Raw genomic sequence first — 14,309 nt, forward strand, 5'->3', positions numbered from 1 at the left:
ACGGGGAGGTTTCGCGAGTGGGCAATCCGCTGGTGGCCCAGACTCAGTCGTCCACGACGTGGTACACGGGTCTGGGCCTGGTCGAGGATGTCGCCCAGGTCTCCGAGGGCATCAAGAACGACAGTTGGGTCGACGGCACGCTCGGCACGGTCGGCGGCGCGCTCGATCTGGTCGGGCTGGCGCTGGATCCGCTCGGGTCACTCGTGGCCTGGGGCGTCTCGTGGCTGATGGAGCACGTCAAGCCGCTCAAGGAGGCGCTCGACTGGCTGGCCGGCAATCCGGACGAGATCGCGGCGCACGCGCAGACCTGGGAGAACGTGTCCAAGTACACGTTGGACGCCCAGAAGTACTACGCGGACGCGATCAAGGTGGAGACGGCATCCTGGATCGGCCCGTCGGGGGACGCGTACCGCCAGCACGCGGGCACCCAGCTGACCGTTCTGGAAGGCATCAGCAAGGCGACCCACGGCATTCACTACGCGGTGATGGGCGCCGGGCTGATCGTCGGCCTGGTCCGGGGCATCGTCCGGGACCTGATCGCCCAGTTCGTCGGGACGCTCGCCGCCCGGCTGCCACAGTGGCTGGCCGAGGCCGGTCTGACGCTGGGCCTGGCCACACCGGTCGTGATCGGCCAGGTGGTGTCGCTGGTGACGACCTGGGTCAACAAGATCCAGAAGTTCGTCCGGGCGCTGCTGTCGAGCCTCAAGAAGCTCATCCCGATGGTCAAGAAGCTCGGCGACCTGCTCGAGCAGCTGAAGGGCATCCTGCGCAAGCTCACCGGGAAGGCCGATGATCTGCCCGGCGGCAATCGGCCCGCCCGACTGGCCAACGAGGACTTCGACCCCGCCACCTGGGAGCCGACCGTCCAGCACCGGCCCGGCGCGACGGCGATCGGCAACGACCCCAACACGTTGAAGGCGTACTCCTATATCAAGACCGAGGACGGCGTGCATCAGGTCGTGATCCACGGCCGTCCGTCGGGCTTCCCGCACGACATGTCCCCGGCTGAGGTCGCCGCGATCATCAAAGCCAATCCGGACTACGTCCCCGGCACCCCCGTACGCCTCGTGACCTGCTACGGGGGCAACATGAACATGGCGGTGGCACGCGAGTTGAAGGCCACCGTGCACGGCTACAATCAGACGCTCATCGTCAACCCCGACGGCAGTTTCGTCTCGGGCGGTCAATGGCAGACCTTCGACTGGGAGCAGGACGGGTGGATGCTCGACTGAAGTTCTTCGGCTTCTTCGCAGACCTGGGTTACGTCGCCGGAACCGGCGTCACGGCCGCGGATCTGCTCGCCGAGTCGCGAGTGTCCCCAGACAAGTCGCGTGTGGTGGCGTACCTCCAGGGTGGCGAGCCGCTCACGATCGTGCCGGGGTTCCAGCGCGATCCGGGCGGTGACCTGGAACTGCCCGGCGGTGCCAGCGTCTACACCGACGGCGTGTGGGCCTGGCCGCACATCACGTACTACCTGGTCGAGCGCTACGACCTGGCGGTGCCCGACGAGTTCGCGGCGCACATGCGCGCCCGTGATTTCGAGCCCGCCTCGCCCGACCGGGAGCAGCTGAGCCGGCTGTTCCACGAACACGAGGGAATGCTGTCGCCCCGGCCGGAGCCGCCACTGCCGGACGGAGCCGTCCGCGTATCCGTCCTGCTGGTCAAGGAGGTCCAGGGCGCGGGCGAGGAGATGGTGGCGACCGTGGCCGCCGACGTGCTCGCCGGGGCGCTGCCGGTGGGCGCCCGCGTCACCGTGCCCGGCTCGCCGGAGCCGCTGGCCGTCGACGGCATCCGGGTCAAGGACGGCCCGGCTGAGACGCTCGCCGCCGGGCAGAAGGGCCTGGTGCAGTTGCGGGGCGCCGCCGCGATCGCCCTCCATGGCGGAGTCGTCCTCACCGGCTGACTTCTTTCCAAGGTGCGACCGCGTCGATGGCCCGCATCACAGCGACCAGCGGCCGAACGATCGTTAGGATCTCGGCATGACCGAGGCTCCGGATCCGCACACCACCGCCGGCAAGCTGGCCGAGCTGACCGCGCGTATCGACGAGGCGGTGCACGCCGGGTCGGCCCGCGCGGTGGAGAAACAGCATTCGCGCGGCAAGAAGACGGCGCGGGAGCGGATCGCCATGCTCCTCGACGAGGGTTCCTTCGTCGAGCTGGACGAACTGGCCCGGCATCGGTCGACGAGCTTCGGGCTGGAGAAGACCCGGCCCTACGGCGACGGCGTGGTGACCGGCTACGGCACCGTGGACGGTCGCCAGGTCTGTGTGTTCGCCCAGGACTTCACGGTCTTCGGCGGTTCTCTCGGCGAGGTCTTCGGCGAGAAGATCGTCAAGGTCATGGATCTGGCGATGAAGATCGGCTGCCCGGTGGTCGGGATCAACGACTCCGGCGGCGCGCGGATCCAGGAAGGCGTCGTCTCGCTGGGGCTCTACGGCGAGATCTTCTTCCGCAACGTCCGGGCGTCCGGCGTGATCCCGCAGATCTCCCTGGTCATGGGCCCGTGCGCCGGCGGGGCGGTCTACTCCCCCGCGGTCACCGATTTCACCGTGATGGTCGACCAGACCTCCCACATGTTCATCACCGGCCCGGACGTCATCAAGACGGTGACCGGTGAGGACGTCGGGTTCGAGGAGCTGGGCGGCGCGCGTACGCACAACACCAAGTCGGGCAACGCGCACTATCTGGCGGCCGACGAGGACGACGCGATCGAATACGTCAAGGCGCTGCTGGCGTACCTGCCGGCCAACAACATGGACGAGCCGCCGTCGGTGCCGGCCGAGCCGTCGCTGGAGGTGAGCCCGGACGACCAGGCGCTGGACGTCCTCATCCCCGACTCGGCCAACCAGCCCTACGACATGCACAAGGTCATCGAGACGATCCTCGACGACGGCGAGTTCCTCGAAGTCCAGCCGTTGTACGCGCAGAACATCGTGGTCGGCTTCGGCCGGGTCGAGGGCCGGCCGGTCGGCGTGGTCGCCAACCAGCCCATGCACTTCGCGGGTTGCCTCGACATCGCCGCGAGCGAGAAGGCCGCCCGGTTCGTGCGTACCTGCGACGCCTTCAACATCCCCGTGCTCACCTTCGTCGACGTCCCCGGCTTCCTGCCCGGCACCGGCCAGGAGTGGGAGGGGATCATCCGGCGCGGCGCCAAGCTGATCTACGCGTACGCGGAGGCGACGGTGCCGAAGATCACCGTGATCACGCGTAAGGCGTACGGCGGCGCGTACGACGTCATGGGGTCCAAGCACCTCGGCGCGGACTTGAACTTCGCCTGGCCGACCGCGCAGATCGCGGTGATGGGCGCCCAGGGCGCGGTCAACATCCTCTACCGGCAGGAGCTGGCGCAGGCCGCCGATCCGGTGACCGAACGCGCCAAGCTGATCGCGGAGTACGAGGACGCTCTGGCCAATCCGTACGTCGCCGCCGAGCGCGGTTACGTCGACGCCGTCATCCAGCCGTCGTCGACCCGGGCGCACATCACCCGGGCGCTGCGCACGTTGCGGACCAAGCGGGAGACGTTGCCGCCGAAGAAGCACGGCAACATCCCGCTCTGACGGCCACGATCCGGTAACGGTTTGCGGCGCACGCCAGGCGATCGGTCAGAGCCGGTCGACCTGGGCGAGCGCGATGCGGCGTACCTCGGACTCGGTGAGCTGCGTACCGGTGACGGTGGCGACGGTGGATCCCCGGCGGACCACCGCCGTCCACCACTCCTTGGCCGGTTCCGCGCCTTTGACGTGGTCGCTGCGCACCATCAGGGAATCGTCGCCGGCGAACCCCTCCGCCTCGATCGTGTGGCTCGCCAGGACTTCGCCGTCGTCGTATCGCGGGCAGGCCGCGATCACCTTGCGTACGTCGGTCATGGCCTGATCGGCCCAGCTGTCCGCGTACCCCTCCAGGATCAATCGCACCTCGCGGCCGTGCCCCTGGCTGAAGGCCGCGGCGCGGGCCGCGGCCCGGTGGCGTTGTGCGGGATAGTCGGCGGCGGCGTAGACCGGGCACCCGCTCACCGCGAAGGACCAGCCCAAGTCAGCTGGTACGCCGACCGGCCGCCAACCGGCGCCGGGTATGTCGCGTCGAGTGAGCAGATCCGCCGCGTGAGCGGAGCCGGCACTGACGGCCGGCGCGGACGTCCCCGTCGTACGCGGTTGGCATCCCGCGGTCGCGGCGAGCACGAGAACGGCGATGACCAGGGTGCGTGATGCCACGGTAGGGGTAACGCGCCCAGCCGGGTACGGGCAACGCGCGAACCCCGGCGATCACCTTTATCCCCAAGTTATCCACAAGTAGCGGATCGGGTAGCACGTCGTTGCCTTGGCAAAGTACTCTCAGCATCGATCGCTCGAACATTGGGGAGGGTCTGGCGATGCTTGACGCGGGCGGCGGCGGCGGTGGCGGCACCAGCTGGTATGACAAGGACACGCCCACCATGTGGGCATATATCAGCGAAATCAACACCGAGCCGATGTGGAAGCAGGCCGGCGGCTGGCAGAAGGCCATCGACCTGGCATCCACCAATTTGTACCGATTGAAGGACTTCCGGGAGCAGCTCGTGACGGCGTGGCCGCCGGACAAGAGCACAGCCTCCAAGGCTTATGTCGACAAGCTCGACGAGCTCATCAAGAGCGTGCAGGACGTTTACGACGGTGCGGTCACCAACAAGACCAGCGCGACCAACCTCGCCTCGGCGATCGGCGAGGCGCAGTACAAGGTCAAGCCGTTGTACGACCAGTGGCTCGAGAACCTCGGCAAGCAGTCGACCTACGACCAGAACCTCGCGGCGAAGAAGACCGAGCTGGCCGACAAGTACGGCGCGAACAGCCGGTCCTACTCGACGTCGCTCGGCTCGTGGATGCGGTCGAATCCGGACCCGAACGTGGCGGCCAAGCAGGAGGCGCTGGACAGCCAAGCTCGGACGACGATGTCGACCCTGAGCACCGATCTGGTGGTCAGCAAGGGCAACATGGTCGAGCCGCAGCCCTACACGCCGCCGAAGCTCGCCGGAAAGTCGCGTGACGACAGCGGCGGCGACAGCGGCAGCACCGGATCGACTGGATCCACCGGATCGTCGAGCTCCTACAGCGGCAGTTCGAGTTCGGTCCCGCCGGTGGTTCCGATGCCGGCCTACATTCCGCCGTCGCAGCCGTCGCTGACGGGTAGCACCTACGTGCCCAACCCGACGGTGCCGACGCCGACGCCGATGCCGATCGCGCCGACGTTGCCGGGAGCGCCGCCGACCGGCCCGATCGGTCTGACGCCCCCGGTTCCGCCAGTCGGTCCGCAGGGCATCATCAAGCCGAATGTGCCGCCGGGCCCGACCGGGCCCACGGTTCGCCCCGGCCCGATCGGTCCCAACAACCTTCTCGGCGGCAAGAACCCGCTGGGCGGCCCGCCCGGTTCGCGTCCGCTCGTCAACCCGCAGGGCATCATCGGCCAGCAGGGTGGCCGCCCCACGACCGGCGGCATGCCCGGCCGGGGCGGCGTCAACCCGGCCGGTGGCGTGGTCGGCGGTCGCGGCGCGGGCGGAGTCGGCGGCCCAGGCGCGGCCGGTGGCCGCGGCGGCGTCGGTGGCGCAGGTGCTGCCGGTGGCCGAGGCGCGGGCATGGTCGGCGCCGGAGCCGGCGGTCGCGGCAAGCGCGGCGAGGACGAGCACGGCAACGAGTGGGATCCGGACAACCCGTGGGAGGTCGCGGAGGGCGTCACGCCCGTCGTCGACGCCCCCGGCGACTTCGGTCCCATCGACCCCGGACCCGCGATCGGCGGCCGGTGGTGAGGTTGCTTCGCCGGTCGGCGCTGGCGGCGCTGGCGGCTTCGGCCGTCCTCGCGTCCGCCACGCCGGCCGCGGCGCACGGCGATGCCATCCGCGCCAAGCAATGGCACCTCGGCTACCTGAACATCGCCCAGGCTCACCAGATCGCCCAGGGCCAAGGCATCACGGTCGCCGTGATCGACACTGGAGTGGCCGATCACCCGGATCTGACCGGTAACGTTCTCACCGGCGTCGACGTGATCAAGGGCGGCACCGGCAACGGCCGCGCTGACGACACCGGGCACGGCACCGGCATGGCGGGGATCATCGCCGCGCACGGTCACGGCACCAACAACCGCGACGGCGCGTTGGGAATCGCGCCCAAGGCGAAGATCCTGCCGATCCGGATGAGCGTCGGCACGGGTTCGAAGGCCGTCGAGGGCGGCGACAAGCCGGTCGCCGAGGGCATCCGCTGGGCGATCCAGCACGGCGCGAAGATCATCAACATCTCGCAGTCCGTCGGCGACCTCGAGACCTTGCGAGCGGTCAACGAGGCGCAGGCAGCCGGGGTGCTGATCTTCGCCGCGGCCGGCAACACCGACGCGCGCGACGACGCTGTCCAGGTGCCCGCGCGGTATCCCTGGGCGGTCGCCGTGGCCGGTCTGGACGAGAAGGGCAACCATCTCTCGACGTCACTCACCGGCGACGAGGTCGAGTTGGCCGCGCCGGCGAAGGACATCTACAGCGACAGCCGGGGCGGCATCTGGCGCTTCGGTACGGGGACGAGCGACGCGACCGCCATCGTGTCCGGCGTGGCGGCCCTGGTCTGGTCGAAGTTCCCCCAGCTGACCGCGGCCGAGGTGCTGCACCGGCTGGAGGCCACCGCGACCGACAAGGGCACGCCCGGCCGCGACCCGGTCTACGGCTTCGGAGCGATCGACCCGATCAAGGCACTGACCGCCGACGTGGCCCCGTCGGCGAGCCCGACCAAGTCGGCGAGCCCGTTGCCGACGTACAGCCCTCGGCCGCCGGAGGCCGCGCCGTCGACCAGCAACACCGGCCTGATCGTCGGGCTGGCGGCCGGCGGTCTCGTCCTGTTGGCGATCATCGCGCTGGTGCTGTTCCTGGCCCTGCGCCCGCGGCGGTCGACCGGCCCGCCGGCCGGTCCCCCGCCACCCACGTGGCCGAACGGCCCGCGACCATGACTGCTATTCGAGCGACGGAGGTGTGACCATGACGGATCCGAACGACAAGCTGCTGTACGACCCGAAGCTCTACCACAACCTGCCCCCGGAGGACCGCCCGTCGCAGTTCATCAGCGACTACAAGGACATCCAGATCAACGTCAAGGATCTGGACTCGTTCGCCAAGTCGCTGCAGGCTGAACTGGAGCAGAACTACCTGCCCCACCGCGACCAGGTGGCCACCGAACTGGCGGCCGGCGACGTGTACACCAACCAGGGCTTCACCGAGTTCATCGACGCCCTGCAACGGCACGCCGAGATTCGCCAGGTGACCCTCAACCGGCTGTTCGATCATGGCACCGGGACGGGCACACTGTCCGAGGCGGCCACGATCATCAGCTCGAACTACGGTTCGGCGGACGCGTATTCGGCGGCCACGGCGAAGAACGTCGACACCGTGATGACCCAGGCGCCGACCACTCAGGAAACGCCGGTCGATACGAACACGCAGGTCCGGACGGACCCGCAGGTCTATGTTCCCGGCACGAACACCACCGTCACCGTGCCGCAGGACACGACGACGACCACGCCGGGCGGTTCGCAGGACGACGGTACCGACGTGTCCGGCTGACCGCGTACGCCTTGAAGGGCGCGCTTCCCCTCGGGGAGCGCGCCCTTTCGCTGTGATCGGGATCGCAGTCCCCCGGCCGGGCCCGGCCGGGCAGAATGAGGAGCATGACGAGCGCGTACGCCGAACCGCTGGTGATCACCGTGGTCCGCGGCAATCCCACGGCCGAACAGGTCGCGGCGCTCGTCGGCGCCCTGCTGAGCACCACTGTCACCCCGGCGCCGGAGCCCGCGCAGCAGCGCAGCGCGTGGTGGGCCAGCGGCCTGCCCGGCCGTCCCCGGGGTTGGCGCGAGTCCGGCCTGCCCCGCTGAACGGCGGTCGCCCGGCGGATAACCTGAGCCCATGAACCTCGTCCTCGCTTCGGCCAGCCCGGCCCGCCTGACTCTGCTCACCGCCGCCGGAATGGACCCGTACGTCGTGGTCAGCGGCGTGGACGAGGAAGCGGTGGAGGCGACCAGCGCGGAGGCACTGTGCGCGACGCTGGCCCGGCTGAAGGCCAACGCCGTCGCGGCCCGGATCCGGTCCGGTGAACTCGGCGACGGGCTGCCCGCCGGGAACACGCTGATTCTAGGCTGCGACTCGCTGCTCGCCTTCGAAGGCGAGATCCTGGGCAAGCCGGACGGTCCCGAGGAGGCGCGTAAGCGCTGGCAGGCGATGCGCGGGCGGAGCGGCGTACTGCACACCGGGCACTGCCTGATCGATCTGGAGGGCGACCGCGCGGTCGAACAGGTCGCCTCGACCGTGGTGCATTTCGCCGACATCAGCGACGCCGAGCTGGACGCGTACGTGGACAGCGGCGAGCCGCTCGGGGTGGCCGGAGCGTTCAAGATGGACGGTCTCGGCGGCCCCTTCGTGGAGCGGATCGACGGCGACCCCAGCACGATCATCGGACTGTCTCTGCCGGTGCTGCGGCATCTGCTGGCCCGGCTGGATCTGACGGTCATGTCCCTGTGGAGGCGTTCATGAGCAAGCGATCCCTGTCGGTCGACGCCGAACTGCACCAGTATCTCGTCGCCCACGGAACCCCGCCCGACGATCTGATCGCCGAGCTGATCGAGGAGACGCAGGCCGCGCTCGGCTCGCTCTCCGGCATGCAGATCGCGCCGGAACAGGCGTCGTTCTTCACTCTCCTGGCCCGGCTGCTCGGCGTGCGTACGGGGGTCGAGGTCGGCACCTTCACCGGTCTGTCGAGCCTCGCCGTGGCCCGGGGTATGCCGCCGGGCTCCAGCCTGATCTGCTTCGACATCTCCGCCGAGTACACCGCGATCGCCCAGCGCTATTGGGAGCGGGCCGGCGTAGACGACCGGATCGAGCTGCGGCTCGGCCCGGCGCAGGAGGGCTTGAACCGGCTACCCACCGAGCCGCACCTGGACTGGGCGTTCATCGACGCCGACAAGGAGGGCTACCCCGGCTACTGGGAGGCGCTCGTGCCCCGGATGCGGCCGGGCGGCCTGATCGTGGTCGACAACGTGCTGCGCGGCGGCACGGTCATCGACCCGCCCGCCGAGCAGAACTCGTCGACCGCCGCCATCGTCGCCTTCAACGACATGGTCGCCGCGGACAAGCGGGTCGAGCCGGTCATGCTCCCGGTCGGGGACGGTCTGACCCTCGCCCGCAAGCGCTGACGGCCTTCCTGCCCCAGCTTCCGTCCTCGCTGGATCAGGGTTTCAGGTCGAAACTTGCACCAAGATTCGACCGAGAACCGTGATCCAGCGCTGAGGGTTAAGCGGGCTGTGGTTCGAGCGCGGGGACGGCGGCGGGCTGGACCATCGCCCGGCCCAGCCGCCAGGCCAACGCACCCGCGGCGATCAGCAACAGCGGGACGATCAGGAACGCCAGGCGGACGCCGATCAGGTCGGCCGCCGCGCCGAGCACGAGCGGACCCGCGCCGAAGCTGATCCCCATCGAGTAGGAGGCCACCGCCGCCGCCCGGTCCGGCTGGTCGGGCGCGACCCTCAAGGCCAGCGCGATGGCGATCGGGTAGTGCATCGCGTTACCCAGTCCGAGCAGCAGCAGTCCGGCAACGGCGACGGCCGGCGTCATCGTCGTCCAGAACACGGCGAAGCCGGCCGCACTGGTGATCAGGGCGGCGAGGTAGAGCCGCAGCGGCGCGATCCGCAGCGACAGCCGCGCGCCGACGAACCGGCCGAGGAACATCCCGGCGACGATCGCCGAGATCGCCTGGGCGGCCGCCCCCGCGCTCATCCCGTCCCGGTCGCGCAGCAGGTCGGCGGCCCACAACGACAGCCCAGCCTCGATCGATCCGGTGACCGCCATCATGATCCAGGCCAGCTGGTACGCCCGCCCGAGCGGCCGTCGCCGGCGCGGGCCCGGTCCGGCGACCACTTCGCCCGCCGGAAGGCGTACCCGGAAGGCGAAGGCGACCAGCGCGAGCACCCCGATCACCGCGACCAGGGAAAGCAGGCCGGGCCGCCACCCCGCACCCGCGCTGACGGTGAGTCCGATGACGAACGGTGCGATCAGCCCCGCGCCGGTGGCGGCCGCGTTGGCCTCGGTGATCGCGGCCGGAGCGGCCGCGCCGTGCCGTTCGTTGAGCGCGGCGACCACGCCCGTGATCAGCACGATGCCGAAGATCGTGATGATGCCCGCCAGGGGCAGGGTGTACTCGAGTCCGTGCAGCGCGGCGAAGGCCACCACGCAGGCGACGACCCCGCCGAGCGAGGCCCAGATGGCGTGCCCGCGGCCGAAGCGGCGCAACAGATAGGGCGCGATCGCGCCGCCGATCATCGACCCGGCGGCCATGGCGGTGCTGTGCAGCCCCGCGACCGCGCTCGAGACCTGATTCTCGTCGCGCAGCAGCGGAACGATCGGCCCGAATCCGTAGAGGAAATAGCCCCACGCCCCGAGTTGGGCGTAGATGAGCCAGGTGACACGGTCGCGGAGCAGGTGGGGCACGAATCAACGCTACGCAGCGACGATCCAAACCTCAGTGGGTCGAACGGCCAGGCCGGTTATGACCTTGCCCACCTCAGCGGGGCTCGTCTCGCTTCTCCACCTTCGGGAAGTACGCCGTGTCGTAGATGCTCGGCTGACTCTCGTCCGCCGTGTCGCCAGGGAACGCGAATCGCGGCCGCTGTACCGTGACGGTGGGCTGGTTGAGCGCCTCCGCGTCGACCGCCGGCCGATGCTGGGCGGGTTGCGGCTGAGCGGGCTGCGGCTGGCGGGGCTCCGGCTGGGCGGGCTGCTGCTGGACGGGTCGCTGCCAAGCCTGCGTTGCCTCCTGGGCCTGCGGTGGTTGCTGGGCCTGCGGTGGTTGCTGGGCCTGCGGCGTCCGCGGGGCTTGCGGCTGGGTGTACTGCGGCTGGGCTTGCTGCGGTTGCGCGGGCTGTCCGGGGCGCTGCTGCGTCTGGTCGGCCGCCCGCTGCATCGGCTGGGGCGTCGGCTGAGCGGCTGGCGGCTGGTACGCCTGGGGCTGCGGATAGCCCGGCTGGGCGGCCTGTGGATACGCCGGGGTGGGCTGAGCGCCCGGCTGGTACGCCTGAGTCTGTGCGTAGCTCTGCTGCGGTGTCTGCTCGTACCCCACCGGCGACGGCAGCTGGACCTGTTGCGCCGCCCACGGCGACGAAGGCGGGGTCGGGCCGCCCGCACCAGCCAGTGCCGGGGACGAGCCGCCGCCTTGACCGCGCTTGAGCAGCAGCACGACGCCGGCGGCGAGGATCAGGAGGAAGACGAGTCCACCACCGATGCCCAGCACCGGCATCATCGAACCGCCGGTGTCCTTGGTGTCCGCGACCGGCTCGGCGGCGGCCGTCTCGGTCGGCGAAACCTCCTCGGACGGGCTTTCGCTCGGGCTCGCCGACGGGCTGGCCGACGGCGACGGCGACGCGATCACCTGCGCGGCCGTCAGCGCGTTCGCGGCGTTCACCACGCCGTACCCGTATTGGCTGTCCTTGCCTTTCGCGCCCTTGTCGGTCGCACCCTTCTGCATCGCCTGCAACACCTCGGCGAGCTTCATCTTCGGGTACTTCGCCCAGACGAGCGCCGCGACCCCGACGGTGGCCGCGCTGGCCAGCGCCGTCGACGCCGGCGTGACGTACTTGCCCGCCACCTTGTCGACGGTGATCATCCCGCTGCCCGGGGCGGCGAAGTCCACCTTGGTGCCGGCGACGTAGAGCGGATCGAACTTGCCGCTCTTGTCGACCCCGGTGACCGCCACGACGCCGGGCCAGGACGCGGGCGGCATGATCTGCTTGTTGTACGTCGTGTTCCCGGTCGCCGCGACCACCATCACCCCGGCCGCGACGGCCTTCGCCACCGCGTCCATCGTGGCCTGATCGCCCTCGTACGCCGGGAGGTGGATGATCTTCGCGCCCTTCTTCCGGGCGTACGCGATGGCCTTGGCCACGGTGTCGTCGGTCGGCCAGTGCGAACGGTCGACGGCGACCCGCAGCGGCAGGATGCGCGCGCTCGGCGAGATCCCGAGGAGGCCGAGGCCGGTGCCGTGACCCCGGCCGGAGATGATCCCGGCGATGAGGGTGCCGTGGCCGTCGGTGTCGACCTGACCGTTGCCGCCCGCCGCCGTGGTGTAGTCCATCCCCGTCAGCACGCGGTCTTTCAAGTCCTCATGGACGAAGACGCCGGTGTCGATGACGGCGACGGTGACACCGCGACCCTGGGTGATCTTGTGGGCGGTGGCCACTTTGAGGGTGCTCAGCCACCACTGCGCCGACCTCGTCGCGTCGGCGGCGCCGGCCGGTGCCGCAGGCAGCACCAAGGCGGCCACGATCGCCGTGACCAGCACAGTTTTGGCATGCCACCGCATCATGACCCTCCCCAGAGCGGCCCTGTCGAGCCCGTCGTCGGTGGACGCAGAAGCGCCGCAGGGCAGATTACCCCGCGGCGCAAAATGTGGTATCGCTCCCGGCCTCAGCAAATCGTCACCACCAGATCAGGGATGTGCCTGGAATCTTGGGCAAAGATCGCCGTCACATCCCTGATCTGGTGGCTGAGCCGCCTCGCCAGCGACGATTCGGACTAACGGACAGACTTCGCGAACTCTCGGGCAGCCCAGACCACGGCGAGCACGGTGAGCAGGCCGACGATGGTCAGGCCCTGCCAGACGTGATCGGTCCCCGGGTGGCCGTTGAACAGGTCGCGTACGCCGTCGACCGCCCACGAGAACGGGTTCCACTTGGCGACGTTCTTCAGCCACTGCGGCGCGAACGCCAGCGGCAGCAGGATGCCGGCGGTCAGCAGGATCGGCTGGCTGACCGTCTGGAGCAGCGGGGCGAGCGCGTCCTCACTGCGTACCTTGAGCGCGACGGCCGCCGAGACGGCCGAGCACAGCATCGCGATGAGCCCCAGCATCAGGTACGCGACCAGCACGTTCTGCAGCTCGACCGAGAGCCCGAAGGGCAACGCGATCAGGGTGATCATGACGCCCTGGACCAGCAGCGTGACGACGTCGCGCATGGATCGGCCGAGCATCAGCGCGAGCCGGCTGACGGGGGTGACCCGGCTGCGTTCGATGACCCCGGCCCGCATCTCGGCGATGAGGCCGAAGCCGGAGAAGAGCGCCCCGAAGATGGCCAGCATGACCAGCAGACCGGGCACGAAGACCTGGTACGCCTCGGCGTTCGTCCGGACGCCCAGCGCCGGCTTGAGCAGCGGCGCGAACAGCAGCAGGTAGAGCAGCGGCTGCAGGACGCCGACGACCACCCAGACCGGGTTGCGCAGCAGGAGCAGGATCTGGCGGCTGAAGACCAGCCACGTGTCGCGGAGGATCTTCATCGTCAGCTCTCCCGGAGAGTTCGGCCGGTCTTGGTGAGGAACACGTCGTCGAGGCTGGGACGGTGCAGCTCGATCGTCCCGATCGCCACTCCGCCGCTGTCGAGCGCCCGCAGGACCAGCGGGATGGCGCTGCCCGCCTCGTCGACGTAGAGCCGCAGCGCGTCGTCGGTGGTCTCCAGCTTGCGGACGAACTCGGCGCTGCCGAGCAGCTCCGCGCCCCGGGTGACGTCGGTCAGCCCGATGTTCACCACGTCGCCGGAGATCTCCTGCTTGAGCGCGTCCGGGGTGCCCTCCGCGACGACCTGGCCGTTGTCCATGATCGCGATGCGGTCACAGAGCGCGTCGGCTTCTTCGAGGTAGTGCGTCGTGAGGAAGACCGTCATGCCCTCGTCGCGGAGGCGGCGTACCTCGTCCCACATGTGCGCGCGGCTCTGCGGGTCGAGGCCGGTCGTCGGCTCGTCGAGGAAGACGATCTTCGGCTGGTGGATGATGCCGAGCGCGATGTCCACGCGCCGGCGCTGGCCGCCCGAGTAGGTCTTGCACTTGCGGTCGGCGTATTCGGAGAGCTGGAAGGCGTCGAGGACGGCGGCGGCCCGGCGCTTCGCGTCGGCCTTGCTCACCCCGTACATCCGGGCGTGCAGGATGAGTTCCTCGCGCCCGCTCGATTCGTCCCACGTGCTGCCGCCCTGGGCCACGTAGCCGATGCGGCGGCGCACCTCGCCGGGATCGCGCCGCAGGTCGGCGCCGGCGATGACCGCCGAGCCGCCGTCCGGCGTGATGAGGGTGGCGAGCATGCGCAGGGTGGTGGTCTTGCCCGCGCCGTTGGGACCGAGGAAGCCGAAGATCTCGCCCGGCGCGACCGCGAGGTCGACTCCCCGGACGGCGTCGACCGTCTTCGTCTCCCGACCTTGGCGCGACCGGAAGGACTTCTTCAGCCCATGGGTCTCGATCATCATGGCGCGCACACTATCGCGTTATGACGCGATCGGTCAAC

At 69.8% G+C, this 14,309-nt stretch carries 14 protein-coding genes; 9 read left to right on the top strand and 5 right to left on the bottom strand.

The window, feature by feature from the left end; translation table 11 throughout:
• Positions 1–17: 17 nt before the first annotated feature.
• The 3 genes from HDA40_RS19700 to HDA40_RS19710 all read left to right on the top strand — a co-directional run bounded on the left by HDA40_RS19700 (position 18) and on the right by HDA40_RS19710 (position 3,557).
• Positions 18–1,232: a DUF8616 domain-containing protein gene (locus HDA40_RS19700; protein WP_253757988.1), complete on the top strand. Its 1,215-nt coding sequence runs from the start codon at positions 18–20 to the stop codon at positions 1,230–1,232.
• Positions 1,217–1,903 (top strand): hypothetical protein, encoded by a 687-nt coding sequence (locus HDA40_RS19705; protein ID WP_253757990.1) that lies wholly within the window; start codon positions 1,217–1,219, stop codon positions 1,901–1,903. The genes HDA40_RS19700 and HDA40_RS19705 overlap by 16 nt, the downstream gene beginning before the upstream one ends.
• Positions 1,904–1,979: 76 nt before the next feature.
• The gene (locus HDA40_RS19710; protein ID WP_253757992.1) at positions 1,980–3,557 is read left to right on the top strand and encodes an acyl-CoA carboxylase subunit beta; all 1,578 of its coding nucleotides are present in this window, start codon (positions 1,980–1,982) and stop codon (positions 3,555–3,557) included.
• A 45-nt stretch (positions 3,558–3,602) separates the two neighbouring features.
• Here the strand turns inward: HDA40_RS19710 and HDA40_RS19715 are convergent, their stop codons facing one another.
• Positions 3,603–4,211, bottom strand: a complete 609-nt coding sequence (locus HDA40_RS19715) for a hypothetical protein (RefSeq protein ID WP_253757994.1) — start codon at positions 4,209–4,211, stop codon at positions 3,603–3,605.
• Positions 4,212–4,369: 158 nt separating this feature from the next.
• Here HDA40_RS19715 and HDA40_RS19720 point away from each other — a divergent pair, with 158 nt between their 5' ends.
• From HDA40_RS19720 to HDA40_RS19745, 6 genes are all read left to right on the top strand, one after another.
• A complete protein-coding gene (locus HDA40_RS19720; RefSeq protein ID WP_253757996.1) occupies positions 4,370–5,776 on the top strand; it encodes a hypothetical protein in 1,407 nt (468 codons plus the stop codon).
• The gene (gene mycP / locus HDA40_RS19725; protein WP_253757998.1) at positions 5,773–6,957 is read left to right on the top strand and encodes a type VII secretion-associated serine protease mycosin; all 1,185 of its coding nucleotides are present in this window, start codon (positions 5,773–5,775) and stop codon (positions 6,955–6,957) included. Before HDA40_RS19720 ends, mycP begins: the two co-directional genes overlap by 4 nt.
• A 28-nt stretch (positions 6,958–6,985) precedes the next feature.
• Positions 6,986–7,567 (top strand): ferritin family protein, encoded by a 582-nt coding sequence (locus tag HDA40_RS19730; RefSeq protein ID WP_253758000.1) that lies wholly within the window; start codon positions 6,986–6,988, stop codon positions 7,565–7,567.
• 104 nt (positions 7,568–7,671) lie between these two features.
• Complete coding sequence (locus tag HDA40_RS19735; RefSeq protein ID WP_253758002.1) at positions 7,672–7,875, top strand: acyl-CoA carboxylase subunit epsilon; 204 nt, start codon at positions 7,672–7,674, stop codon at positions 7,873–7,875.
• Positions 7,876–7,906: 31 nt separating this feature from the next.
• Positions 7,907–8,530, top strand: coding sequence for a Maf family protein (locus HDA40_RS19740; RefSeq protein ID WP_253758004.1), 624 nt, complete (start codon positions 7,907–7,909; stop codon positions 8,528–8,530).
• Complete coding sequence (locus HDA40_RS19745; RefSeq protein WP_253758006.1) at positions 8,527–9,189, top strand: O-methyltransferase; 663 nt, start codon at positions 8,527–8,529, stop codon at positions 9,187–9,189. The genes HDA40_RS19740 and HDA40_RS19745 overlap by 4 nt, the downstream gene beginning before the upstream one ends.
• Positions 9,190–9,286: 97 nt before the next feature.
• Here HDA40_RS19745 and HDA40_RS19750 read toward each other — a convergent pair whose 3' ends face one another.
• From HDA40_RS19750 to HDA40_RS19765, 4 genes are all read right to left on the bottom strand, one after another.
• The gene (locus HDA40_RS19750) at positions 9,287–10,480 is read right to left on the bottom strand and encodes an MFS transporter (RefSeq protein ID WP_253758008.1); all 1,194 of its coding nucleotides are present in this window, start codon (positions 10,478–10,480) and stop codon (positions 9,287–9,289) included.
• 73 nt (positions 10,481–10,553) lie between these two features.
• On the bottom strand, positions 10,554–12,350 hold the full coding sequence (locus tag HDA40_RS19755; RefSeq protein WP_253758010.1) for a S8 family serine peptidase: 1,797 nt from the start codon (positions 12,348–12,350) through the stop codon (positions 10,554–10,556).
• 209 nt (positions 12,351–12,559) lie between these two features.
• The gene (locus tag HDA40_RS19760; RefSeq protein ID WP_253758012.1) at positions 12,560–13,315 is read right to left on the bottom strand and encodes an ABC transporter permease; all 756 of its coding nucleotides are present in this window, start codon (positions 13,313–13,315) and stop codon (positions 12,560–12,562) included.
• Positions 13,316–13,317: 2 nt separating this feature from the next.
• Positions 13,318–14,268, bottom strand: a complete 951-nt coding sequence (locus tag HDA40_RS19765; RefSeq protein WP_253763693.1) for an ATP-binding cassette domain-containing protein — start codon at positions 14,266–14,268, stop codon at positions 13,318–13,320.
• Positions 14,269–14,309 lie beyond the last annotated feature (41 nt).

This window comes from Hamadaea flava (assembly GCF_024172085.1).
In the GTDB taxonomy this organism is placed as follows: Bacteria; Actinomycetota; Actinomycetes; order Mycobacteriales; family Micromonosporaceae; genus Hamadaea; species Hamadaea flava.

Bases quoted from the DNA above. Each gene is read 5' to 3' on its own strand.
- HDA40_RS19710 (WP_253757992.1), top strand. From the start codon at position 1,980: ATGACCGAGGCTCCGGATCCGCACACCACCGCCGGCAAGCTGGCCGAG.
- HDA40_RS19720 (WP_253757996.1), top strand. From the start codon at position 4,370: ATGCTTGACGCGGGCGGCGGCGGCGGTGGCGGCACCAGCTGGTATGAC.
- HDA40_RS19730 (WP_253758000.1), top strand. From the start codon at position 6,986: ATGACGGATCCGAACGACAAGCTGCTGTACGACCCGAAGCTCTACCAC.
- HDA40_RS19735 (WP_253758002.1), top strand. From the start codon at position 7,672: ATGACGAGCGCGTACGCCGAACCGCTGGTGATCACCGTGGTCCGCGGC.
- HDA40_RS19740 (WP_253758004.1), top strand. From the start codon at position 7,907: ATGAACCTCGTCCTCGCTTCGGCCAGCCCGGCCCGCCTGACTCTGCTC.
- HDA40_RS19745 (WP_253758006.1), top strand. From the start codon at position 8,527: ATGAGCAAGCGATCCCTGTCGGTCGACGCCGAACTGCACCAGTATCTC.
- HDA40_RS19755 (WP_253758010.1), bottom strand. From the start codon at position 12,350: ATGATGCGGTGGCATGCCAAAACTGTGCTGGTCACGGCGATCGTGGCC.
- HDA40_RS19760 (WP_253758012.1), bottom strand. From the start codon at position 13,315: ATGAAGATCCTCCGCGACACGTGGCTGGTCTTCAGCCGCCAGATCCTG.
- HDA40_RS19765 (WP_253763693.1), bottom strand. From the start codon at position 14,268: ATGATCGAGACCCATGGGCTGAAGAAGTCCTTCCGGTCGCGCCAAGGT.